Origin of the sequence: Pseudocalidococcus azoricus BACA0444 (assembly GCF_031729055.1) — a bacterium.
In the GTDB taxonomy this organism is placed as follows: Bacteria; Cyanobacteriota; Cyanobacteriia; order Thermosynechococcales; family Thermosynechococcaceae; genus Pseudocalidococcus; species Pseudocalidococcus azoricus.
Window position 1 is genome coordinate 111,641 of sequence record NZ_JAVMIP010000002.1, and the last position, 22,244, is coordinate 133,884.

General features: G+C 49.2%; 22 protein-coding genes and 1 tRNA gene. 14 read left to right on the forward strand and 9 right to left on the reverse strand.

Annotated features, from left to right (window positions below; translation table 11 throughout):
- Nucleotides 1–10: 10 nt before the first annotated feature.
- Complete coding sequence (dnaK, locus tag RIF25_RS02965; protein ID WP_322877070.1) at nucleotides 11–1,951, reverse strand: molecular chaperone DnaK; 1,941 nt, start codon at nucleotides 1,949–1,951, stop codon at nucleotides 11–13.
- Between the two features lie 262 nt (nucleotides 1,952–2,213).
- Entirely contained in the window at nucleotides 2,214–2,945 is a 732-nt protein-coding gene (gene grpE / locus RIF25_RS02970) for a nucleotide exchange factor GrpE (RefSeq protein ID WP_322877071.1), read from the reverse strand.
- 247 nt (nucleotides 2,946–3,192) lie between these two features.
- Between grpE and RIF25_RS02975 the strand changes: the two genes are divergently transcribed.
- The 7 genes from RIF25_RS02975 to thiL all read left to right on the forward strand — a co-directional run bounded on the left by RIF25_RS02975 (nucleotide 3,193) and on the right by thiL (nucleotide 10,206).
- A complete protein-coding gene (locus RIF25_RS02975; protein WP_322877072.1) occupies nucleotides 3,193–5,205 on the forward strand; it encodes a GspE/PulE family protein in 2,013 nt (670 codons plus the stop codon).
- Nucleotides 5,206–5,279: 74 nt separating this feature from the next.
- On the forward strand, nucleotides 5,280–6,377 hold the full coding sequence (locus RIF25_RS02980) for a type IV pilus twitching motility protein PilT (protein WP_322877073.1): 1,098 nt from the start codon (nucleotides 5,280–5,282) through the stop codon (nucleotides 6,375–6,377).
- A 70-nt stretch (nucleotides 6,378–6,447) separates the two neighbouring features.
- Complete coding sequence (locus tag RIF25_RS02985; RefSeq protein ID WP_322877074.1) at nucleotides 6,448–7,668, forward strand: type II secretion system F family protein; 1,221 nt, start codon at nucleotides 6,448–6,450, stop codon at nucleotides 7,666–7,668.
- A gap of 146 nt (nucleotides 7,669–7,814) precedes the next feature.
- Nucleotides 7,815–8,267: a J domain-containing protein gene (locus RIF25_RS02990; RefSeq protein ID WP_322877075.1), complete on the forward strand. Its 453-nt coding sequence runs from the start codon at nucleotides 7,815–7,817 to the stop codon at nucleotides 8,265–8,267.
- Between the two features lie 71 nt (nucleotides 8,268–8,338).
- Complete coding sequence (locus tag RIF25_RS02995; RefSeq protein WP_322877076.1) at nucleotides 8,339–8,602, forward strand: DUF3143 domain-containing protein; 264 nt, start codon at nucleotides 8,339–8,341, stop codon at nucleotides 8,600–8,602.
- Nucleotides 8,603–8,674: 72 nt separating this feature from the next.
- Nucleotides 8,675–9,127, forward strand: coding sequence for a hypothetical protein (locus tag RIF25_RS03000; protein WP_322877077.1), 453 nt, complete (start codon nucleotides 8,675–8,677; stop codon nucleotides 9,125–9,127).
- Between the two features lie 80 nt (nucleotides 9,128–9,207).
- The gene (gene thiL / locus RIF25_RS03005; protein WP_322877078.1) at nucleotides 9,208–10,206 is read left to right on the forward strand and encodes a thiamine-phosphate kinase; all 999 of its coding nucleotides are present in this window, start codon (nucleotides 9,208–9,210) and stop codon (nucleotides 10,204–10,206) included.
- An 18-nt stretch (nucleotides 10,207–10,224) separates the two neighbouring features.
- Here the strand turns inward: thiL and pyrF are convergent, their stop codons facing one another.
- The 3 genes from pyrF to RIF25_RS03020 form a co-directional block, all read right to left on the reverse strand.
- Entirely contained in the window at nucleotides 10,225–10,950 is a 726-nt protein-coding gene (gene pyrF, locus RIF25_RS03010) for an orotidine-5'-phosphate decarboxylase (RefSeq protein ID WP_322877079.1), read from the reverse strand.
- A 226-nt stretch (nucleotides 10,951–11,176) separates the two neighbouring features.
- Nucleotides 11,177–11,557, reverse strand: coding sequence for a hypothetical protein (locus RIF25_RS03015; RefSeq protein ID WP_322877080.1), 381 nt, complete (start codon nucleotides 11,555–11,557; stop codon nucleotides 11,177–11,179).
- 260 nt (nucleotides 11,558–11,817) lie between these two features.
- A complete protein-coding gene (locus tag RIF25_RS03020) occupies nucleotides 11,818–12,408 on the reverse strand; it encodes a DUF3611 family protein (RefSeq protein ID WP_322877081.1) in 591 nt (196 codons plus the stop codon).
- 166 nt (nucleotides 12,409–12,574) lie between these two features.
- On the opposite strand from RIF25_RS03020, the gene RIF25_RS03025 reads away from it, so the two are divergent.
- Both RIF25_RS03025 and RIF25_RS03030 read left to right on the forward strand, forming a co-directional pair.
- On the forward strand, nucleotides 12,575–12,772 hold the full coding sequence (locus tag RIF25_RS03025; RefSeq protein WP_322877082.1) for a heavy-metal-associated domain-containing protein: 198 nt from the start codon (nucleotides 12,575–12,577) through the stop codon (nucleotides 12,770–12,772).
- Nucleotides 12,769–15,033 carry a heavy metal translocating P-type ATPase gene (locus RIF25_RS03030; RefSeq protein WP_322877083.1) on the forward strand — a complete coding sequence of 755 codons (2,265 nt, stop codon included), beginning with the start codon at nucleotides 12,769–12,771 and terminating at the stop codon, nucleotides 15,031–15,033. Before RIF25_RS03025 ends, RIF25_RS03030 begins: the two co-directional genes overlap by 4 nt.
- Nucleotides 15,034–15,035: 2 nt before the next feature.
- Here RIF25_RS03030 and RIF25_RS03035 read toward each other — a convergent pair.
- A tRNA-Cys gene (locus RIF25_RS03035) sits at nucleotides 15,036–15,107 on the reverse strand.
- A gap of 387 nt (nucleotides 15,108–15,494) precedes the next feature.
- On the opposite strand from RIF25_RS03035, the gene RIF25_RS03040 reads away from it, so the two are divergent.
- Together RIF25_RS03040 and RIF25_RS03045 are read left to right on the forward strand one after the other, a co-directional pair.
- A complete protein-coding gene (locus tag RIF25_RS03040) occupies nucleotides 15,495–16,457 on the forward strand; it encodes a COX15/CtaA family protein (protein ID WP_322877084.1) in 963 nt (320 codons plus the stop codon).
- A gap of 36 nt (nucleotides 16,458–16,493) precedes the next feature.
- Nucleotides 16,494–17,462, forward strand: coding sequence for a heme o synthase (locus RIF25_RS03045; RefSeq protein WP_322877085.1), 969 nt, complete (start codon nucleotides 16,494–16,496; stop codon nucleotides 17,460–17,462).
- Nucleotides 17,463–17,876: 414 nt separating this feature from the next.
- On the opposite strand, the gene RIF25_RS03050 is transcribed toward RIF25_RS03045, so the two are convergent.
- Nucleotides 17,877–18,272, reverse strand: a complete 396-nt coding sequence (locus RIF25_RS03050) for a hypothetical protein (RefSeq protein WP_322877086.1) — start codon at nucleotides 18,270–18,272, stop codon at nucleotides 17,877–17,879.
- Nucleotides 18,273–18,333: 61 nt separating this feature from the next.
- Nucleotides 18,334–18,507, reverse strand: coding sequence for a hypothetical protein (locus tag RIF25_RS03055; RefSeq protein ID WP_322877087.1), 174 nt, complete (start codon nucleotides 18,505–18,507; stop codon nucleotides 18,334–18,336).
- 251 nt (nucleotides 18,508–18,758) lie between these two features.
- Here RIF25_RS03055 and RIF25_RS03060 point away from each other — a divergent pair, with 251 nt between their 5' ends.
- Both RIF25_RS03060 and RIF25_RS03065 read left to right on the forward strand, forming a co-directional pair.
- On the forward strand, nucleotides 18,759–19,058 hold the full coding sequence (locus tag RIF25_RS03060; RefSeq protein ID WP_015123303.1) for a DUF3155 domain-containing protein: 300 nt from the start codon (nucleotides 18,759–18,761) through the stop codon (nucleotides 19,056–19,058).
- Between the two features lie 246 nt (nucleotides 19,059–19,304).
- The gene (locus RIF25_RS03065) at nucleotides 19,305–20,258 is read left to right on the forward strand and encodes a glycosyltransferase family 2 protein (RefSeq protein WP_322877088.1); all 954 of its coding nucleotides are present in this window, start codon (nucleotides 19,305–19,307) and stop codon (nucleotides 20,256–20,258) included.
- Here the strand turns inward: RIF25_RS03065 and recA are convergent.
- Complete coding sequence (gene recA / locus RIF25_RS03070; protein ID WP_322877089.1) at nucleotides 20,240–21,301, reverse strand: recombinase RecA; 1,062 nt, start codon at nucleotides 21,299–21,301, stop codon at nucleotides 20,240–20,242. The two genes, RIF25_RS03065 and recA, sit on opposite strands and share 19 nt — an antisense overlap.
- Before the next feature lie 323 nt (nucleotides 21,302–21,624).
- Here recA and rpsD point away from each other — a divergent pair, with 323 nt between their 5' ends.
- On the forward strand, nucleotides 21,625–22,233 hold the full coding sequence (gene rpsD / locus RIF25_RS03075; RefSeq protein WP_322877090.1) for a 30S ribosomal protein S4: 609 nt from the start codon (nucleotides 21,625–21,627) through the stop codon (nucleotides 22,231–22,233).
- Nucleotides 22,234–22,244: the final 11 nt, after the last annotated feature.

The window sequence follows — 22,244 nt, forward strand, 5'->3', positions numbered from 1 at the left end:
TAATCCTAATTTAATCAACCGCTTCATAGTCTGTTACGACCGTGCCTTCATTATCACTGATCACCGTGGCATCATCGCTAAGGACTTGAGTAGATTGGTCATGGCCGAGGGGAAAAGACCCAGAGGATGTCGGGCTAGCACTCTGCTGATACACCATGGAGCCAATATTGAGCAAAGCCTGCTGGAGGGCCTCTAGTTGCCGCTTCATTTGCTCTGGGGTTACGTCGGGGTTCACCATTGCGGCCTGGACACCGGCAATTACCCGCTCAATGTTTTTCTTGACCTCAGGAGTAAAGAGGGCGGCATTACTTTGGAGGGTGGACTCATAACTATAAAGCAGACTATCGGCTTGATTCCGGAGTTCGGCTACCTCTTTTTTGCGTTGGTCAGACTGGGCGTAAATTTGGGCTTCTTGGCGCATCCGTTCAATTTCCATGCTGCTCAAGCCACCCCGATTGGTAATTGTAATCGCTTGTTGTCGCCCAGTCCCTCGATCCACCGCCGAGACACTGACAATGCCATTGGCATCAATATCGAAGCTGACATCAATTTGAGGGACACCGCGGGGGGCTGGCGGAATCCCCGAAAGCTCAAAGCGGGCTAGTTCTTTATTGTCAGCTACTAAGGGCCGCTCCCCCTGATAGACAGAAACCTCAACTACAGTTTGCCCATCAGCGGCAGTGGAAAAGCTCTGAGTTTTGCTAGTCGGTAGGGTGGTGTTGCGATCAATAATTTTACTAAAAACGCCCCCTAGGGTTTCAATCCCCAAGGATAGAGGGGTGACATCTAGGAGTAATAAATCCTTAACGGTGGTTTCCTTCCCTAAAATCCCCCCTTGGATGGCAGCCCCTAGGGCCACGGCTTCATCCGGGTTAATGGCCCGGTCGGGGGATTTGCCCGCAAAGGCCTTCACGGCCTCTTGAATAGCAGGAATCCGGGTTGAGCCACCGACTAATAAAATCCGATCAATTTCCTCCACACTTAGGCCACAATCGGCCAAAGCCTGATTCATGGGTTCGACCGTGGCCTGGACAAGGTGAGCGACTAATTCTTCAAACTTTGAGCGAGTCAGTTCCGCTTCAATATGTTTGGGGCCTGTTTCATCGGCAGTGATAAAGGGCAAGTTAATGGTTGTGGTTAACGTCCCAGATAGCTCAACTTTGGCTTTTTCAGAAGCTTCCCGTAACCGTTGCAGAGCCATTTTATCTTGCGAAAGATCAATGCCCTCACGGGCCTGGAAGTCTGCGAGGAGCCAATCTAAAATACACTCATCAAAATTATCTCCCCCCAGATGATTATTCCCGGATGTGGATTTGACCTCAAAGACCCCATCTCCTAACTGAAGAATGGAGACATCAAAGGTGCCCCCCCCGAGGTCAAAGACGAGAATCACCTGATCTTGATCTTGCTTATCAATGCCATAGGCTAAGGCGGCGGCGGTCGGCTCGTTAATAATCCGCATCACATCCAGGCCAGCAATCGCCCCTGCATCTTTTGTTGATTGACGTTGGGCATCGCTGAAGTAGGCTGGTACTGTAATCACGGCCTGGGTTACGGTTTCTCCCAGATAGGCTTCGGCATCCTGTTTTAACTTTTGCAGGATCATCCCCGATATTTCTTGGCAAGTATATTCTTTATCGCGAATCTTGACATTAACGGTGTTATCCTTGCCCTGGACACAACCATAGGAAATTCGGCCCCGTTCATTGAGGGTTTCATCCCAACGCCGGCCAATAAAGCGTTTAATACTAAATACGGTATTTTCTGCATTAGTCACCGCTTGGCGTTTAGCTAACTGCCCAACCAGACGCTCACTGGATTTACCAAAAGCTACAATACTCGGAGTCGTTCGTCCTCCCTCGGCATTGGGGATCACCATTGGATTTCCCCCCTCTAAGACAGCCACACAACTGTTAGTAGTCCCCAAATCAATGCCGATGACTTTGCCCATGACTATAAATTGTGATGTTAGGACGATTATGTGATGAACTATTGGTACTATGAAAAGCTGGCTTTTATCCTTTGTCGAAAGGACTCTTAAACCCAATCGGGTTATTTTGAATTAACCATGCTTCTAATGGAGAATACCCCATTAATGAGGTCATCTTAACATTGGAACTCTCAAAAATTTATGAAGCCGTAGCCAGACCTAGGACTGTCCCAGGCCTGGGGAATCGCAAACAAAACGATTACAAAAAGCAATAATTTTGCCGCTAATTAGAACTGGCTTCTGAGTTTTCCGGATCAACAGGAGGATGACTTTCCCCAGGGATGGACACCTTGACCATGGCATGGCGCAGAACCCGCTCTCCCAAAATATAACCCCGGACTAACTGCTCCAATACCGTTCCCTCTGGATATTCACTGGAAACTTCCCGCATGACCGCCTCATGGAGATTGGGATCAAAGGGTTTGCCCTCAGGGCGCATTGCGGCCACACCAACCCGTTTCAGGCAATCGACTAATTGTTTATAAACCCCTTGGTAGCTGCGGTGAATGGTCTCTTCGGCCTCGGTTTGCGGGGTAATATGGGCCCGGGCCCGCTCAAAGCTATCCACCACAGGTAATAATTCCGTGATGGTAGAACATTTGATCTGTTCCGTTAACTCGTCTTTTTCCCGCTGCGTCCGTTTGCGAAAATTATCAAAGTCTGCCGCTAGACGTTTGTATTGAAGATCCCGATCTTCTAATTGTTGCCGAAAAGAATCAGCCTCTGTGGACAGCCGGGTAATGGCCTCTTGGAGAGCGATGATGACTTCTGGAGTGGGATCATCTGAGTTATCTGAAGATATGCTTTCGACTGCATCAGCCGTAGCTTCTGGGGTGAGGGATTCTGAATCAGCATTCACCACTGGGGGGGTGTTGTCGGAGATTTCGGGATGATGGGGATTGACCATTTCAGGAGATTCGGGTTCAGGTTGGGCTGGGGTAACTTCTGCTGCCATAGTTAAACTTGAAGACCTTGAACTCATCAAGATTGGATGCTTTGGGTTCACTAATTGGGAGGATTGAAGCAAGCACTGCTTAATTTCCCTGAACTCACTTGATTTTTAGCTTAACCCACCGCCGCCCCAGGAATCCGAAAACCATTAAGAATCCAGCCGAGTATCCCATAGAACGGCACTTTCTCAGAGAGTTTTGTTTAATATAGAGGCAAGTTCGATCCCACTGCTCCTATTCCCCGGTTTCCCTATGGTCAATACCCCTCCCCAACGACGTGCTTTAACCGTGCGGCGGCATGATACCCCGACCCAAAAAGCTTTGGTTGAGTCCGGTTATGCCAGTTCTGAACAAGTCAGGGAGGCGATGTCCGAAAGTCGGAAATCGGGACGATCCTTGGTACAGGTACTACAAGATGTCACTGGGCGAGCGATGCCCCCAGATATTCTGCGTCAATATAAAAAGCAGCAATTATTTGAACTAAAAGTCATTTACGGTATTGACTGTCTTGATCCGGACTTGAATCGCTTTCCGATAGATCAAATTGGGCAGCTAATTGGCACGGTTTTGGCTATTGATATTTGTCGCACCTACCAGGCCATCCCAATTTCCATGAACCGGGAAAGTGATCCCCCCTATCTGCTAGTGGCGATGGTCGATCCGGATAATTTGGAAGCGGTGGATAACTTAGGGAAGGCGTTACGGGGCCAGGGCCTCACCCTCCGGCGGATGGTGATCACTCTTGAAGACTATCAACACCTGATCACCCCATTTCTTGAAAAGCAACTCCAAGAGGAATCCGTCAAAACTGGCCCGGCGGCCTTGGGGGCTATTGATCTTGAGGAAGACTTGGATGCCATTGGGGGCCTGGAGGATGCTGATGGGGAGCAGGAAGTTGACCTTGTTGATGCCCTCAAAGGTGCTGAAGATGCCCCAATTATTGCCTTGGTCAACAAAGTCTTAGCCAAAGCCTTACAGGATGGAGTTTCGGATATTCATATTGAACCCCAAGAAGAGTTTTTACGGATTCGCTTTCGCAAGGATGGGGTTCTTCAACAGGCCTTTGATCCCCTACCTAAGAAAATTATCCCAGCCGTAGTTTCTCGCTTTAAAATTCTGGCCGATTTAGATATTGCAGAACGGCGGGCCCCCCAAGATGGCCGGATCCGCAAGATATTCCAGGGTCGGCGGATTGATTTCCGGGTCAACACTCTACCCAGTCGTTGGGGTGAAAAGGTCGTCCTGCGGATTTTGGATAACTCCTCGACCCAATTAGGCCTGGATAAGTTGATTTCCGATCCTGAGAGTTTAGCCATTGTCCGGGATATGACCAAGCGACCCTTCGGGTTAATTCTGGTCACGGGGCCAACGGGTTCGGGAAAAACGACCACGCTGTATTCGGCCTTGGCGGAATGTAATAGCCCCGGTGTCAACATCAGTACGGCGGAAGACCCGATTGAATATACCCTACCCGGTCTGACCCAGGTGCAGGTGATTCGGGAAAAAAATATGAACTTTTCCGAAATTCTCCGAGCCTTCTTGCGCCAAGATCCGGATGTGATCCTGGTGGGGGAAACTCGGGACAAAGAAACCGCTAAAACCGCCATTGAAGCTGCTTTGACTGGGCATTTAGTTTTAACCACACTCCATACCAATGATGCGGCCAGTGCCGTCGCTCGACTCTCGGAAATGGAAGTAGAACCGTTTATGGTCTCGGCTTCGTTGATTGGGGTGGTGGCTCAGCGGTTAATGCGGCGGGTGTGTACAGAATGTCGGGTTGCCTATCAGCCTACTCGTGAAGAATTGGCCCGCTTTGGTTTATCCAGTTCCCAGAGTTTACAAGCCACGATTTACAAAGCTAACCGCCTCACCGCCGAAGAAATTCAGGTAGCAAAGGCATCTGGTGCACCACTGTGTAGCAAATGTGGGGGGATTGGCTATAAGGGGCGGATCGGGGTCTATGAAATTCTCCGGGTGACAGAACGACTGCAATCTCTGATTACTGAAGCAGCCCCGACAGAGCAAATTAAAGAAGCTGCCGTTGAAGAGGGGATGAAAACCTTGCTGGCTTATAGTTTGCAACTTGTCCAAGAAGGTCATACCACCTTTGAAGAAGTGGAGCGGGTGACCTTTACGGATACCGGCCTGGAGTCGGAATTAAAGGCGAAACGGAAAAGTGCTCTGACCTGTCGAGTTTGTGGGGCTGGGTTACAGCAGGAGTGGCTAGACTGTCCTTTCTGTATGACTCCTCGTTTTGAGAATTAAGTGATGGGAGTCGGGGCATGAACTGTTGGTTGGGATGGCAAGGCATTTAGAAAACTACTGCAAGGATAAACACGATGGAATTAATGATTGAAGACTTGATGGAACAAGTGGTCGCCAGTGGTGGTTCCGATTTACACCTCTCGGCTGGACTACCCCCCTATATTCGGATTAGTGGCAAGCTAACCCCTACGGAATACGAGCCGATGACCCCAGAGCAATGCCAACGGCTGATCTTTAGTATGCTCAACAATACTCAACGGAAGCATCTGGAGCAGAACTGGGAATTGGACTGCTCCTATGGGGTGCGGGGCCTGGCCCGGTTTCGGGTCAATGTCTATAAAGACCGAGGCACTTATGCGGCTTGCTTGCGGGCCCTCAGTTCTAAAATTCCTACCTTTGAGCAACTGGGCTTACCTAATATTGTTCGGGAAATGACTGAGCGACCGAGGGGGCTGATCTTGGTGACGGGGCCAACGGGATCGGGAAAAACCACAACCCTAGCGGCCATGATCGATCTGATCAATAAAACCCGAGCCGAGCATATTTTGACTGTGGAAGACCCGATTGAATTTGTCTATGAACCGATTAAAAGCTTAATTCACCAACGCCAAGTGGGAGAGGATACTAAGAATTTTGCCAATGCCTTACGGGCGGCGTTACGGCAAGACCCCGATATTATTTTGGTGGGAGAGATGCGGGATTTGGAAACGATTCAGTTGGCGATTTCCGCTGCCGAAACGGGGCACTTAGTCTTTGGAACGTTACACACGAGTTCGGCTCCCCAAACCGTGGATCGGATGGTGGATGTGTTTCCCCCGGCCCAGCAAACTCAGATTCGGGTGCAGTTATCCAACTCCTTGGTGGCCGTCTTCAGCCAAACCTTGGTTCCTAAGAAAAATCCTAAACCAGGGGAGTTCGGCCGGGTCATGGCCCAGGAAATTATGATCACGACTCCAGCTATTTCTAACCTGATTCGGGAAGGGAAAACCTCTCAGATTTACTCAGCGATTCAAACTGGAGGCAAATTGGGGATGCAAACCCTCGAGAAAGTCTTGGCGGATTATTATAAATCGGGCCTGATTAGCTACGAAGCGGCCATTTCCAAGTCGTCTCGGGCGGATGAGTTGCAGCGGTTAATTGGCAGTGGAGTTGCAGCGGCCGGCATGCATTAAGTCAAGGTTGAAACTGTAGTTATGGGTGTTTAAGTCGGATTCATCACTGGGGTAAAAAGGGAATTTAGCCATGGCGACCTATGAATTACGGGTTAAAGATGCTCAGGGTAAGTTTAAGACCGTTAAGCAGACCGCCGATTCGATTCGTGATGCCCGGATTACTGTCCAGAGCCAGGGCTTACAGGTTTTAGAGGTCAAGGAAGCTCAGAAGCTTACTCTCAAGTCCGACCTTGACCTCACCTTTCTCAGCAAAATTACAGTGAAGGATAAGGCGATTTTCTCACGCCAGTTTGCCTCTCTGGTGAATGCGGGGGTGGCACTGGTGCGGGGCCTGGGGGTAATGGCGGATCAATGTACGAATCCCAAGCTGAAAAAAGTCCTGATGGCGGTCAATAACGATATTCAACAGGGGGGGACTCTGGCTGATGCGATGCGGGCTCATCCGGAGGCCTTTGATAATCTCTACGTCGCGATGATCCAGGCCGGGGAAACTGGGGGGGTTTTGGATGAGGTGTTGAACCGCATTTCTAAGCTCTTGGAAGACCAGGCCCGGCTGGATAACCAGATTAAATCAGCCTTAGCTTATCCAGTTGTGGTTGGGCTGTTGGCGGTGGGGATTTTCCTAGGGATGGTGATTTTTTTAATTCCGGTTTTTGACGGCATCTTTAAGCAACTCGGTGGAGATTTGCCCCCCTTTACCCAGTTCATGGTGGACTTGAGTGAGTTTCTACGGACTCCCCAGTACATGGCTTTGTTGATTGTTTCCATTGTTGGCCTGGTGATTGGCATTCGTGCTTATTATAAAACTCCCCCTGGGCGGTTAATGTTTGACCAATTGTTATTGAAATTGCCCTTGTTTGGGGAGTTGGTGGAAAAAACTGCGGTAGCCCGATTTTGTCGAACCTTTGGATCATTATCCCGCTCTGGAGTCCCTATTTTACGTTCCTTGGATATTGTGAGCCAGACGGCGGGAAATCAAGTTATTGCCAATGCCATCGACTCGGCCAAAGCAGAGGTACAAACGGGGGGAATGCTGAGTATTGCGATTCAACGGGCGCGGGTGTTTCCTGTCCTTGCCACCCAGATGATCAATGTTGGTGAAGAAACAGGTGAACTGGATAAGATGTTGATGAAGGTGGCTGACTTTTATGAGGATGAGGTGGAGCAGTCGGTCAAAGCCTTAACGAGTGTGATGGAGCCATTGATGATTGCGGTCTTGGGGGGTATGGTGGGTTCGATTCTGGTGGCGATGTATTTGCCGATGTTCAAGATCTTCGATCTGATTAAATAGGGGGGAGGTTAGCTGACCCGGCTTGGTTTGCCCATGACAGATTGAGTTCACTTGCCTATGATGTTGAGAAACTATCAACTCAAGCTGACTGACCCGATTTAACCTGATTCTATTCACATTGCCTGCATTCCTCTGTCCACTGCGATATGTCTCAGTCCTCTACCCGTAAGCTGACTTATTATGATGTTCTGGGAATTCAGCCCTCGGCATCTGGGGTGCAAGTACGGCAGGCCTATCGGGAAAAAAGTAAGCTCTATCACCCAGATACGACCCAGTTGCCGTTGTCCTTAGCGCGCGAGAAGTTTGAGGCTCTCAACCAAGCCTATGCCGTCTTAAACAGTCCAATCCTACGGCAGCAATACGACCTGCGCCAAGAACGTTTGGGGGGAAACGCTGAAACTACGCCCTCTGGGACTAAGGCTCAAGATAAAAAGGATTCATGGCGAGGTGGCTTGGGGGTGCAAGGGGTAGAGCGGCCCTTATCCGCTGGGGAAATCTTTGCCTTGTTTATCTTGGGCTTGGCGTTTTTGGGTTGCTTAGTGTTGGCGATTGTCGTGGGCATTAGTCGGGGAGAGTTGATGCTCCAGGCCTGGAGTTAGTTGCTTGAACTGAGATAATCTTGCTAGGTTACAGAGAGCTTTGTCTTGGCTTTTGTCTGAGTAAATTCCTGATGAACCTACCTGCCCCTGATACACCCCTCTACAATCATCCTCTGCCCCTGATCGAGGCCTGGTTACGGGAGCATGGCTGTGTCCAACATCGGGAACAATTACACTGTTGGCAGCTTAAAACACCCCAATGGCAGGCCTGGATTAGCTTGGATATTGAGGAACTCACTGTTCTCTATGAAGCACCGGGGCATCAGGTTAAACGGGCTTTTAAGTATTCCCTCAGTCGCGAAGATGTTGAGTCGGCGGTCTTTGCCGGCCCCTAAGTATTTGCTTGCCGAGGCCCATAAGCTAGCTAGTTTATATAAGATATTTGAGGTCGTTGAATTATTGAGATCATGAATAAAATTAGTTGTTTAGCTGGGTTGACTATCCTCGGTTTAGGATTGTTGCCTTTAGCATCTCTCGGAATGCCGACCTCTGGAGGTGGCCATGAGGCAATGCATAGCCATGAAACTATCGAAGTTCCGCCGGGACAGCCTGCGCCAACTATTGCCTTGGAAGTTACTCCTGATAAAAAACGGGGCTATAACCTCAGGATTAACACAACAAATTTTCAGTTTACGCCCAGGGCAATCAATACCCCTAGTAACGTTAATACCGGTCATGCACATCTGTATATCAATGGCAAGATGTTTACCCGTGTCTATTGTCCAGACTTTTTTCTCCCCCAGTTGGCTCCAGGCCGGAATGAAATTAAGGTTACTCTGAATGGCAATAACCATGATCAGATTGTTTATCAGGGTAAACCTGTTGCGGCCACAGTTGTTGTTGAAGTGCCTGGAAAATAGCCATTCTGGAACAGTAATGATTTAGTCCGCCTGGCATTTTAGGTCTAATTGGATCGTGAGAGTTTGAGGTTGATGTTCCCATGCACCTAGTCAAGGATATTGGCGAGGCTGGCCTACTGGCCATTGTCCAAACGTTCTGTCCAGGCCAACTGGTGGGGGATGACGCGGCCCTAGTTTCAATCTCCCCCGGTCAACAGGTGGTGGTGACAACGGACTTGTTGGTCGATGGGGTGCATTTTAGCTTAGGGTTGGCCCAGCCGGGGATCGTGACGATGACTCCTGAGGATGTGGGGTGGCGGGCGGCGGCGGCAAATTTATCCGACTTGGCAGCCATGGGGGCCAGGCCTTTAGGGATTACAGTTGGTTTAAGTCTGCCGCCGGATGTGCCCGTGGCCTGGATTGAGGGGATTTATCAGGGCTTGGCAGTCTGTTTAAGAGAGTTTGCTGGTGGGCCAATTTTAGGGGGTGATGTTTGTCAATCAGATAGTTTGAGTTTAGCGATTACGGCCTTGGGAGAAGTGGATCCGCAAGCGGCAATCTATCGACATAGGGCCCGGCCGGGGGATGTGATTTTGGCAACAGGCATTCATGGGGCGGCGCGAGCGGGCCTGGAGCTATTGTTAAAACCCGCTTGGGGAGAGTTCTTAACCACCTATCAACGCCAAACCTTGATTCAGACCCATCAACGCCCCCGCCCCCGTTTAGATGTGATTGAGATCATTCGCCGCTATTTACCAACAGAAAGAATTGCTGGGATGGATAGCAGTGATGGCCTGGCGGATGCGGTGATCCAAATTTGTCAGCAAAGTCAAACCGGAGCGATACTTTGGGCTGAGCAGCTTCCTTTAGTGCAAGAATTACCGCCGGAATTAGGCCAGGCCTGGGGGTTCTATGGGGGTGAAGATTTTGAACTAGTCCTGACTCTTGCCCCAGCGGCCGCCAAAACTCTGATTTCACACCTCAACTCTCAGGCAGCGATCATTGGCGAAATTACATCGGGAACTGAAATTACCTTAGTATCTGACACGGAAACGATCACCCTTGATCCCCAGCAACGTTGGCAACATTTTGAGGTCTGATCAACCTGTTCTTAATCTCTAAGCAGTTAGTAATTCTTGGAAGGCTTGGGCAGGATCTGGGGCCTGAGTGATCGGGCGGCCAATCACGAGGTAGTTCGCGCCGGCCTGGAAAGCGGCTTGGGGAGTCATCGTCCGTTGTTGATCATCTTTTCCCTTTTGACTGGGTAAACGAATTCCCGGACAGACCAATAAAAAATCCTCTCCACAGGCCTGGCGAATCAGGGCGGCCTCTTGCGGCGAACAAATCACCCCATCTAAGCTGGATTTCTGAGCTAAAAGGGCCATTTGCAAAATATAGTCTGGTAACTCGAGGGGAATTTTCAAGTCAAAGGCTAGTTCACGAGGAGAAAAGCTGGTTAAGAGGGTGACTCCCAACAATTTTGCAGGTGCAATTCCCAACCGTTGAGATGACTCTTTGAGAGCAGTTTGAGCCGCTTTTAAGCCCGATCGACCCACGGTTGTATGAATGGTTAACAAGTCCACCCCATAGTCAGCGAGGATGCGACAGGCAGCAGCAATAGTATTGGGAATATCGTGGAGTTTGAGATCTAAGAAAATCCGTTTTTGTTGTTTTTTCAGTTCCGGCAGCACCTCATGTCCGGCCTTGAGAAATAACTCTAAACCCACCTTCCAAAAACTGGCCTGGGGAATTTGGTCAACTAATCTAAATGCAGCCTCGATTGTCGGGACATCAAGGGCAATAATAATTTTTTCGGCAATCATTTGAGGAATTATTTTTGACATAAATATCAGATATGTCTAACAGAGATGATTTTTGACATTAGTCGAGCATAGAAGCGTCACACCACAAAGATAATTCTCTCATGATATAAATTTATTTTTCAATAGTATAATCGGAGTGACAGTGAATTCTCTTGTTTTGACTAAAATACCCCATAGAGAAACATAGAGAGCTTGTCCGCATTAAGTTGGATTCGCCCCATCGCTTATCCCTCAGCTAAGTCTTTTATCAATCGCAGGAAATAAATTGATGCTGGTGATCAACAAAATATATCCATGCGAGACGTGCATTAACTGCCCCTGGCGGAGAGGCACTGGGCGTGGTTAACGAATAGAGATCATTAACTCCCTTGACATACCAAACACTCCAGCCCGAACTCCACTTAATTTTATAGGCAATAATTTCACGCTTGTAAACAATTCGATCAAGGTTTCGATTGAGTCCCCCATTGGCCCAATCTGTATTTGGATTTGGTGGCAGCGGGGCCGAATCGCTCCCTGATTGAGTACACATCTGCTGAGTTGCCGTATTGCCAATATCCGCACTTGCAAGCTGGGAAGATAGTAGGATAGCTCCTATGGTTAAAACAAAGCAGTTTAAAAGTTTCATAAATACCCCTTGTCTCGTATTTTTTGATAGCGAATCACTCTAACAAGGGATGTTTGCAAGCTGATAACCTTTTTGATTAAGGCTATCTCGCAAGCATTGCAAGTATCTCTTATTCAGATAGTATCTCTTATCTTAAGATGACATGAGAAATAATAATGAATTTTGCATTGTAACTTAATACCCTAATGTGAAATATCCCTACAATAAGAGATTGATTTGAATTTAAATTAGTGATTGAATTAGAGTTGATTTTGATTGAATTAGGGTTGATTTTGATTGACCCGTAGGAGTAGCCACAGAGCCGAAATAATTCCCGTGAGTTGAGCTGCAATAATGTTTATTTTGGATTGAACAACAAAAATATCAATGGGTTCAACTAATAGCCCTGTGGCATAAACTGCGGCACCTTGGGGCAGGGAGAGAACTCTTAGTAGCAACATCCCCACATTCCATTCTGCAGCAATGACGGTGAACACCATTCCCAAGACATTGACCCACAGGCCCAGCTTGAGATACTTGAGAACTTCTGCTTTAGCGGGACGTTTTTCCGGGTTATCCATTTGACGGCCCAGTTGCGGATAGCGAAAGTTACAATAAATGCCAATGGAGAGAAAAATCAAACCAATACAGGCTAAAATCAGGCCAAAATTGGAACGATTGGGAGCTTGGATTTGACTGGCATTAAAGTTGCGACCAAAGAATACCGTCAAGATGATAATTAATGACAAAAAAGCAAAAATTACCTGAATCCAAAAGCCAATCCAGCCAATTCGCTGTAGGTCTTGGCCCAAGCGATGGATCGGTTCTGTGACCTTGCCTTTTGCTTTCCTTTGGCCTGGCAGACGATTCATGCTAGTAACTGCCTCAAACAATAATTGTAAAGCTCTTGCCCCGATCATAGCCGCGCCCTATGGCTGAAGTAAAACATTAGTTGGTGTAGATTTCCTTGGCTTGTTTTTACCCCCTGTCAAAGGCCCTAGCATGGGAATAGGAGTTTTCGAGGCTGGAGGCGGAATCATGCCGAGCTATCAGTTTTATGTAACCGATATGGTCTGCGAAGGTTGCGGTGATCTGATTCGCCAGGCCATCCAGGCCCTTGATGCCGATGCCGAAATTGCCGCCGACTTGGAGACAAAAGCAGTCAGAGTGATCTCCCAGGCCGAGGAATTGGCAATTCGGGCGGCAATTATTCAGGCCGGGTATGTTGTCCAATGATCACCTTCCAACTCACTGGGGTACGCTGCGGGGCCTGTGTCCAAACCATTACTAAAGCGATCCAAGCCTTACCAGGGGTACGAGAATGTAACGTCAATTTAGCTACCACCCAGGCCAGTGTGGAACTGAATCCTGCCTTAACGACGATTGCTGATTTAGAACAGGCCGTCCAAGCAGTCGGGTATGGCGCGACCTATATCGCAGACCCCCTCGCCCTGCTCATGGATTTAACTGCCGAAAACCAGGCCTGGCGACAAACCCAACGGCAACTCCGGCAGCAGGTGTATTGGGGCAGTGGTTTAAGTATTTTGATTGTCCTGGGGGCATTGCCGATGATGCTGGGTTGGGATCCAGGGATTCCCCAGTTCTTACAATCCGCTTGGGTACAGGCTCTTCTCGCGACACCGATCCAGTTTTGGGTGGGGGGTTCATTCTATCGCCAGGCTTGGATAGCGGCCCAACATCGAACCGCCACAATGGACACCTTAGTCAGCTTGGGAACCAGTGCGGCCTATGGCTATTCCCTCGTGTTAACCCTCTTCCCGGCCTGGGCCGCCCAATTGGGTCTAGACCATCATGTTTACTTTGAAGTGGCTGCCATTGTCATTACCTTGGTGCTTTTGGGGCGGTACTTAGAGCAGCAAGCCAAACGGCAAACCTCCCAGGCCATTCGACAACTGATTGGCTTACAACCGCAAACAGCCCGAGTCGTCCGTCCTGAGGGAGACCTTGAAATTGCGACTACGGCCGTACAGGTGGGGGATGTAGTCCTGATCCGGCCGGGTGAAAAAATTCCCTTAGATGGAATTGTTCTAGGGGGGCAATCCAATGTTGATGAAGCCCTAGTGACTGGCGAAAGCCAACCTGTTTTGAAGCAGTCAGGGGACGAGGTTATTGGCGCGACGCTCAATCAGTCAGGTAGTTTACAGGTGCAGGTGACAAAAGTTGGCCGGGAGACATTTTTAGCCCAGATGGTTCAATTGGTGCAGCAGGCCCAAAGTAGTCGCGCCCCCATTCAACGCCGTGCGGATCAAGTTATGGCCTGGTTTGTTCCGGTCGTGATCGGCATCGCCCTGTTGACCTTCCTGGCCTGGTGGTTGGCAACTGGAAACCTAACCTTAGCTATTTTTACCCTCATTCAAGTCCTGATTATTGCTTGCCCCTGTGCCCTCGGCCTGGCTACTCCGACTTCGATCATGGTGGGGACAGGCAAAGGAGCCGAATATGGAATTTTAATTAAAGGGGCCGATAGCTTAGAACTGGCTGCCAAGATTCAAACCATTGTTCTGGATAAAACGGGAACCCTAACCCAGGGCAAACCAACCGTAACCCACTGGCTAACCCGACCGGGCCTGACCACCCCAGAAATTCAAGCCCTGATCGCTCAAACTGCGGCGGTGGAACGGCTATCTGAGCATCCCCTCGCCCAGGCCATTGTCAACTATGCCCAATCCCAAGCAGTTCCTATTCCCTATGCCGAGATGTTCCAGGCCTGGCCGGGTGAAGGAGTGCAAGGGAACGTCAATCAGAATTTTGTCCAGGTGGGCAGCTTGACTTGGTTAGAATCCCTGCAGATTCCGGCATCGTTCTTACCCCCAGCTTTAACCCAAGATCACAGTTGGATTGGGATTGCGATTAACGGCGAAATGCAGGGCCTGGTGGGAATTACCGATAGCCTGAAACCCTCATCCTCATCAGTTGTGCAAACCCTCCAACGGATGGGCTTAAAAGTAGTCATGTTGACGGGAGATCGCTGGGATACGGCCCAGGCCATTGCCGCAGACGTGGGGATTAAGGAGGTGTTGGCCGAAGTCAAACCGGCTGCCAAAGCGGCCATGATCGAAAAACTTCAGGCCCAGGGACAGATTGTGGCCATGGTCGGGGATGGGATTAACGATGCACCTGCCTTAGCCCAGGCCAACGTCGGGATTGCCATTGGAACAGGGACTGATGTGGCCATTGCCGCTAGTGACATCACCCTCATTTCCGGCGATCTCCAAGGCATTGTCACCGCGATTCAATTATCCCGAGCCACTCTCCGGAATATCCACCAAAACCTCTTTTTTGCCCTGATCTACAACAGCATTGGCATTCCAGTTGCGGCGGGGCTGTTTTATCCGATCTGGGGCTGGCTCTTAAATCCCATTCTTGCGGGGGGAGCCATGGCCTTCAGTTCGGTCTCGGTTGTCACGAATGCTCTGCGCTTACAACGATTCCAACCCCACCCATATCCATCAAGATCAAAGAATGCTTTAACCTGAAAAGGCGGCACCCAGATTCGAACTGGGGGATAAAGGTTTTGCAGACCTCTGCCTTACCACTTGGCTATGCCGCCAGGCCGGAGTTCATGACTCAGGTTCTCTAATATAACAGTTCTACAGCCCTGGCAAAATACTCACAGAAGTTAGGATATATAGCGTTACGCAGACTGTTCTGAGAGAGTAGAACTGTTAAAAAGATTGACCATCAAGCATTTTCTGAATTGCCCCCACCTCGCCCTAAATGAGTAACGCTATAGTCCCGAGGATGGGGGGGATGGCCATTTGGAGAGATGAGAAACTCGGCCAGACCCATTTCTAAACTTGAATCTGGTTACAAAAGTATATACTCCGCTTCAAACTTAAAGAAAAGCTATAGATTTTCACGATTTTTCTGATCCCCAGGGAAACCCTCTCTACTATGGGGAGTGTATTTCGAGACGAGTCTCACTGCCTAACCACCTATGCTGGAACGACTGACCCTAACTCCCTCGGTTTCTCCTAAACCCCCAAACCCAGATGCGGCTAAAACCAATGCCCAGGCCTGGCTCTATCGCCTTGTGGTCTTAATGACTGTCATGACCCTCTTTCTGATGGGGGTTGGTAGTGCTACACGGGTAATGGAAGCGGGTTTAGCCTGTCCCGATTGGCCCCTCTGCTATGGGGAGTTAATTCCGAAGCAGCAGATGAACTTGCAAGTGTTTCTGGAGTGGTTTCATCGCCTGATTGCCACCAGTATGGGGTTGTTTGCGATTGGACTCACTGGGTTGGCCTGGTACTGGCGGGCCCATGTTCCCAAGGGTTGGGCTGTCTTATCGAGCTTTAGTTTACTCCTGGTGATTGTTCAAGGCCTATTAGGCGGACTAACGGTGACAGAATTACTCCGCTTTGAAATTGTCACGGCTCACCTTGGAACCGGCCTGTTGTTCTTTTGTACCTTGGTTGTCCTCACGGCCTGGTTAACGCCCTATCAAGGAGTAGGTACAGCGGGCTGGTTGAAGGGCTGGGGCCTGGGGGCGGTGTTTCTGGTGTACTGTCAAAGCATTTTGGGTGGGCTAGTGTCTTCCCAGTGGGCCTTACACCAATGTCTTTATGGTGAGCGGCTTTGTGAGGTGATGAATAGTCATCTAGTGGGCGTTGTTCCGGCAAGTTTAGCTTCCTTGGTGGTGGGGATCCTGGCCTGGCGACAAGCGGCCCTACATCCCCTGTTGCGTAAACTGGGGCAACTCATCTTTCTCTGTTTGCTGTTGCAGATTTTCTTGGGCAGTACGACTTATAATCTTAAATTGGCCATCCCGGCCCTAACCGTGGCCCATCAAATGGTTGGGGCTGCCTTATTAGGAACTTTAGTGGCCTTTACAACCTTTGTCGCCCGAGACTTCACCACGACTTCCCTCGAAAAATCGGCTCCTTTTTCTCCCTCATGACTCTGGTTCACTGATTTAGCTTTACGGATATTCCCTATGCAAGATACGACTTGGACAACACCAGGCCAGCGTCACCTATTTGCCATTTTGGGCGACTATTACCAACTAACAAAACCCCGCTTAATTTTGCTGTTTCTGATCACCACGGCCGCCGCCATGGAAGTAGCGAGTCAAGGGTCTGTGGATCCGTTACTCCTGCTAGTGACCTTGGTGAGTGGGGCTTTGGCGGCGGCGGCGGCTAATACTATTAATTGCTTCTATGACCGGGACATTGACCAGATCATGGAACGAACCAGTTCTCGTCCCCTACCCGCCGGGCGAATCCAACCTTGGGAGTCCTTAGTATTTGCTGGGGCCTTAGCTGTGACTGCATTTGCCCTCCTCTCCATTTTTGCCAATCTCCTCAGTGCTGGTCTCGCGATGGCTGGGATAGTTGTCTATGTAGCCGTCTATACCCATTGGCTGAAGCGATCCTCTCCCCAAAATATTGTCATTGGGGGTGCGGCTGGGGCCATTCCGCCCTTAGTGGGTTGGGCCGCAGTGACTGGAGAACTGAGTTGGCCGGCCTGGGTTTTATTTGCAATCATTTTTGTCTGGACACCGCCCCACTTTTGGCCCTTAGCAATGCTGATCCAAGAAGACTACGCCAAGGTGAATGTGCCGATGTTGCCGGTGGTGAATGGGGATGGGCCGACAGCCAAGCAAATTTTTATCTACACTCTTGTACTTCTGCCAACAACCCTATTGCTGGTGTATCCCTGTCATGTGGCGGGGTGGCTTTATGGTCTAGTGGCCGTTGGTTTAGGTGTGGGTTTCATCTACCGGGCCTGGGATTTAATCCAAGCTCCTGGGGATAAGGATCGGGCCCGGGCGTTATTTAAGTTTTCGATTCTTTACATGATGTTGCTCTGTGTTGGCCTGGTGGTGGATAGTTTACCCGTCACCCAAACTTTCATTGCCAACCTTACATCTCAGGTAAAAACCCTTGTGGCTCTCTGTTTATAGTTCCTGGACTGTTTCTTAATTTTATAGCATGTAAACGGATTGCCACTCCTACAATCATCACGAAGCAGTTCAAAAGATACTAGTGTTATGCGGGGTTAAAATCTTCTTCATAAATTTTAGAACGCATATCACGGAAGCCCCAACCAATCCCACTTGTCTCAGTGACTATTTTTTGATACCTCTCTTGAAATAGAAACTATAGTTCCTGCCTAACAATAAACTTAACTGTGCTGAGATACATACTCTCCATACTGTTATAAAAAGATTCGTCAATGTCCCCGTAGGCGTTGGTAGATTTCACCCCCATGTCGAGATAAGATCAACAATCTCTATGATCAGGTCGGCTTTGGATGAATCATTTAGATGGCGTTTCAGAGCTGAAATTTTAATCTGGTTGTTAGCCATGATGAACAACTATTGCAATTTGGTTTGAATTTCCGCAAATTGGGCTGGGGTCAAGATAGTTTTCAGTTCGGCGATTGCTCCTTCCATCACATTCTTCACCCGGACTTTTTGGCGAATGTTGAGCTCAGCGGATTTGAGGGCATCACGGGTGGTTGCGCCTTGGGACAAGCTGGCCTGGAACTGTTGTAGTTGCGGTGGAGTTAGAATCCCCTCAATATTGCTATGAATCTGTTTTTGGAGTTGAATAATGCCCTTGATTTGGGGCGGAGTCAGGCCAAGTTTGTTTGCATCCTCTGAACCAATTAAAGACAGGCCGGGCGGTGGTGCAGATTGGGATAAAGCTAGAGAAGCCGAACCCATCCAGACAAAACCCGATAAAACCAAGGCCGAGAACAGCTTATTCATCAATCAATGACCCCTCAATATTCCAAACTGGATGACGATTCAAGTTTACCGTGATCCCCAGTTAAGACTTTTCTAGAATTTCACCCATATCGAGGGCATCCATCAACTGAGCTAAGGCTTCCATATCCTGACTATCATAATCTCGCTTCCAGAGTAATTGACTAATTTGGTTTGTTAGGGACGATGTCAACACCTTTGTGCTTTGCACTCGGTCAATCAATCGCTGAATCATCATGGAATTCTAGCCCCCCAAAATCTCTAATGAACAATACAGCTAAACCACAACCGACTCCGCCTCAACGCTCTCCTAATCCCTTAACAGTTCTCTAAGATGGTCTTTATATTCTATTAGATATAAGTCGAATGAATAAAATGTGTATCAAAGAATTAAGAAAAGTTGAAATTCCCGAGAGTGACCGGATATACTTGAAGTCGAATTTTGTATAGCTCACAACAAACTCGCATGGCATAAGGAGGTAAAGCAACTTGGCCAGAAGGCGTAAGCGGAAAAGTCGTCGTCGTCTTGAGGGACGGAGAATCTTGGAGTGTGTACCTCAATTTAGCATTGAAAGTGGTGAGGACAAACCTGTAACGGCGGCCCGCAAGTTTATTCAATCAAAGGAAATCCCTCCTCCTGCACTACTCCTTGTCAAACGCAACGAACACACCACGGATCGCTATTTTTGGGCGGAGAAAGGGTTGTTTGGGGCTCAGTATGTCGAAGAGAATCATTTTCTCTTTCCCAGTCTCCGAGAGCTAGCAGAAGAAAAGGTAGCAGCGGGCTAATTTCTACGAATTAATGTCTCTGTTCACTCCACTCTCCAGCACGCTTTAAGTTGATAACATGTTAATAAAATTGCTTGAGTCCGGTTGCGGAGTTTTTTGAGGTTTCAAGAAATTTCCTGGCCTGGCTCAATATTTTATTGTGGAGATTTGTACCTACTCACAGAGATTACCCCAGAGAAAATTATTATTCATACCTGATTATTCTGGGTGGCCTGTAGGCTAAAGGTATAGTCACGGTTGCGCGTTATGTTTTTCAGTGTTGTCATTCCGACCTACAATCGTCTGCCAATTTTAGAAAAGTGTTTGCGGGGCCTGGAAGCCCAATCCTACGGGGCGAATCTGGGAATTGATGGCTATGAAGTGGTAGTGATTGATGATGGCTCTACGGATAGCACCGTTTCGTGGCTTCAGGCCAACCCGACAGAATTCCCCCATGTCCGACTATTCCTGCAAGACCATCAAGGGCCAGCGGCAGCGCGGAATTTGGGGGTGCTCCAGGCCCAGGGGGACACAATTATTTTTATTGACAGTGATTTAGTTGTCACCGAAACCTTTCTCCAAGCTCATGCTGTGGCTCTCCGCCAAGGCCAACAAGAGTTGGGGGATGATCGCTGTTTTACCTATGGCCGGGTGATCAATACCTGCAACTTTGAGAATCCAACCAGTGAACCCTATAAGATTACGGATTTTTCGGCCGCCTTTTTTGCCACCGGAAATGTTGCCATTGCCCGTCATTGGTTAATCGAAGCCGGCCTCTTTGATCTCAGCTTTACCCTCTACGGTTGGGAGGATTTGGAATTGGGGGTACGCCTAAAAAATATGGGTCTGAAACTGATTAAAGCTCCCACCGCGGTTGGCTACCATTGGCATCCTCCCTTTAGCTTGCAACAAATTCCCCACCTGATTGACCAGGAAATTCAACGGGGGCGTATGGGAGTGATTTTTTATCAGAAGCATCCCACCTTTGATGTCCGCCTCATGATTCAAATGACTTGGCTCCATCGGGTTTTATGGGGACTTTTATCCTTGGGTGGGCAACTCAATGAACGGACATTAGGGCCACTGTTGCAATGGTTGATTGATCGCGGTAAACCCCAGCTAGCCCTAGAGGTAGCCCGGATTTTCCTGAATTGGTATAACGTCCAAGGGGTTTATGGGGCCTATCGGGAATGGCAACTAGCTCAATCTTCCTCTACTTGAGCTTCATCATGGGGATGGGCGACGGAATTTGCCGAAACTACAGCCCCTTTATCCAGTTTTTCCCGCACTAGGTTCTCCACTTTCCGAGCAAAATCGGGATTATCTTCGAGATATTTGATCGTGTTGTCCCGGCCTTGGGCAATATTGTCTCCTTCATAGCTGTACCAGGCCCCGCGCCTTGTGATGACATTGGTTTCTTCGGCCATATCAACAATGCAGCCGAGGCTGGAAATTCCTTTCCCAAAGATGACATCAAACTCAGCTACGCGAAAGGGCGGCGCGACTTTGTTTTTCGCTACTTTCACCTTGGCTCGAATTCCAAATTCTTCCGTGCCTTTTTTCAGGGTCTGGACTCGGCGAATATCTAAGCGTACCGAAGCATAGAACTTGAGGGCGTTACCCCCCGTAGTGGTTTCGGGATTCCCATAGGTGACGCCAATTTTCTGCCGCAGTTGGTTTAAGAAAATCACGGTGCAGCCAGTTTTACCGATATTCCCCGTAATTTTTCGCAGGGCCTGGCTCATCAATCGGGCCTGAAGGCCAACGTGGGTATCCCCCATTTCGCCTTCAATTTCTGCCCGTGGAACTAGGGCTGCCACCGAGTCCACCACCACCACATCCACAGCCGTTGAGCGCACCAGTTGATCGACAATTTCCAGGCCCGCTTCCCCCGTATCGGGTTGGGCTACCAAGAGGTTTTCAATATCTACTCCCAGAGCCGCAGCATAGGTTGGATCCAAGGCGTGTTCCGCATCTACGAAGGCCGCCACCCCTCCGGCTTTTTGAATTTCGGCCACGGCATGGAGGGCGAGAGTTGTTTTCCCGGAACTTTCTGGCCCATAGATTTCAATCACCCGCCCGCGGGGAATCCCGCCGCCCAAGGCTAAATCTAAGGTTAAAGCCCCCGTGGGAGTGGTTTCCACCCTCATGCGAGTAGCATCTCCCAGCCGCATAATGCTGCCTTTGCCAAAACTTTTTTCAATTTGGTTGACAACTAAGTTGAGGGCTTTTTGCTTCTCAGGACTGCTTGCCACATCTGCCATAGGGGCCTCGTTCAATTGCTAGATTGCTGGTCAATTCACCTATCTTAAGGTATCGCATCAGGCTAACTGACTCCCTGAATTGGGTGGGCGATGCCCTCGGACTGACTCAGGAATTAGCCTCAGAAGTCAAGCTGGCCTTCTATTCTACGGTGATCCTAACTCAGGACTTGCTTGGGTGGTCATTGCCCCCTATACTAGAAAGGCTTACCCGGTATTGGGATTTTTCACACAGCCCAGGCCTGGTTTTAAGCACTTCCCAGGGTTATTATCGCCCTCGGCATCGCTCAACTTTTGCTTAGGATACCCACAGTAAGGAACGTTACATGGCTCGATATCGTGGTCCCCGCCTGAGAATTGTCCGCCGCCTTGGTGAATTAGCTGGACTGACCCGTAAATCTCCGAAACGGTCTTATCCCCCCGGACAACATGGCCAGGCCCGCAAGAAAAAATCAGAATATGCAACTCGGCTGGAAGAAAAACAAAAGCTGCGGTTTAACTATGGAGTGTCGGAGCGGCAACTGGTACGCTATGTCCGCAAAGCTCGGCGGGTTAGTGGCTCAACCGGAACAGCCCTCTTGCAACTCCTAGAAATGCGCCTCGATAATACGGTATTTCGGATGGGCATGGCTCCGACAATTCCGGCGGCGCGGCAACTCGTCAACCATGGCCATATCACTGTGAATGGGCGGGCGGTTTCGATTCCCAGCTACCAAGTCCGGCCGGGTGAAGTGATTGGGGTGCGCCAGCGGGATAACTCACGGCAGATGGTAGAAGCTAATCTCCAAAGCCCTGGCCTGGCTAATCTCCCGACCCACCTTGAGTTTGATAAAAATACCTTCACGGGCAAGGTCAATGGTGTTGTCGAGCGGGAATGGGTGGCCTTGCAAGTCAATGAACTGCTGGTGGTAGAATACTACTCCCGTAAAGTTTAATTCCTCCCCAA

What these genes read in the sequence shown, in the direction of transcription:
- dnaK (WP_322877070.1), bottom strand. Translation starts at nt 1,951, where the DNA reads ATGGGCAAAGTCATCGGCATTGATTTGGGGACTACTAACAGTTGTGTG.
- grpE (WP_322877071.1), bottom strand. Translation starts at nt 2,945, where the DNA reads ATGGCAGCAGAAGTTACCCCAGCCCAACCTGAACCCGAATCTCCTGAA.
- RIF25_RS02975 (WP_322877072.1), top strand. Translation starts at nt 3,193, where the DNA reads ATGGTCAATACCCCTCCCCAACGACGTGCTTTAACCGTGCGGCGGCAT.
- RIF25_RS02980 (WP_322877073.1), top strand. Translation starts at nt 5,280, where the DNA reads ATGGAATTAATGATTGAAGACTTGATGGAACAAGTGGTCGCCAGTGGT.
- RIF25_RS02985 (WP_322877074.1), top strand. Translation starts at nt 6,448, where the DNA reads ATGGCGACCTATGAATTACGGGTTAAAGATGCTCAGGGTAAGTTTAAG.
- RIF25_RS02990 (WP_322877075.1), top strand. Translation starts at nt 7,815, where the DNA reads ATGTCTCAGTCCTCTACCCGTAAGCTGACTTATTATGATGTTCTGGGA.
- RIF25_RS02995 (WP_322877076.1), top strand. Translation starts at nt 8,339, where the DNA reads ATGAACCTACCTGCCCCTGATACACCCCTCTACAATCATCCTCTGCCC.
- RIF25_RS03000 (WP_322877077.1), top strand. Translation starts at nt 8,675, where the DNA reads ATGAATAAAATTAGTTGTTTAGCTGGGTTGACTATCCTCGGTTTAGGA.
- thiL (WP_322877078.1), top strand. Translation starts at nt 9,208, where the DNA reads ATGCACCTAGTCAAGGATATTGGCGAGGCTGGCCTACTGGCCATTGTC.
- pyrF (WP_322877079.1), bottom strand. Translation starts at nt 10,950, where the DNA reads ATGTCAAAAATAATTCCTCAAATGATTGCCGAAAAAATTATTATTGCC.
- RIF25_RS03015 (WP_322877080.1), bottom strand. Translation starts at nt 11,557, where the DNA reads ATGAAACTTTTAAACTGCTTTGTTTTAACCATAGGAGCTATCCTACTA.
- RIF25_RS03020 (WP_322877081.1), bottom strand. Translation starts at nt 12,408, where the DNA reads ATGAATCGTCTGCCAGGCCAAAGGAAAGCAAAAGGCAAGGTCACAGAA.
- RIF25_RS03025 (WP_322877082.1), top strand. Translation starts at nt 12,575, where the DNA reads ATGCCGAGCTATCAGTTTTATGTAACCGATATGGTCTGCGAAGGTTGC.
- RIF25_RS03030 (WP_322877083.1), top strand. Translation starts at nt 12,769, where the DNA reads ATGATCACCTTCCAACTCACTGGGGTACGCTGCGGGGCCTGTGTCCAA.
- RIF25_RS03040 (WP_322877084.1), top strand. Translation starts at nt 15,495, where the DNA reads ATGCTGGAACGACTGACCCTAACTCCCTCGGTTTCTCCTAAACCCCCA.
- RIF25_RS03045 (WP_322877085.1), top strand. Translation starts at nt 16,494, where the DNA reads ATGCAAGATACGACTTGGACAACACCAGGCCAGCGTCACCTATTTGCC.
- RIF25_RS03050 (WP_322877086.1), bottom strand. Translation starts at nt 18,272, where the DNA reads ATGAATAAGCTGTTCTCGGCCTTGGTTTTATCGGGTTTTGTCTGGATG.
- RIF25_RS03055 (WP_322877087.1), bottom strand. Translation starts at nt 18,507, where the DNA reads ATGATGATTCAGCGATTGATTGACCGAGTGCAAAGCACAAAGGTGTTG.
- RIF25_RS03065 (WP_322877088.1), top strand. Translation starts at nt 19,305, where the DNA reads ATGTTTTTCAGTGTTGTCATTCCGACCTACAATCGTCTGCCAATTTTA.
- recA (WP_322877089.1), bottom strand. Translation starts at nt 21,301, where the DNA reads ATGGCAGATGTGGCAAGCAGTCCTGAGAAGCAAAAAGCCCTCAACTTA.
- rpsD (WP_322877090.1), top strand. Translation starts at nt 21,625, where the DNA reads ATGGCTCGATATCGTGGTCCCCGCCTGAGAATTGTCCGCCGCCTTGGT.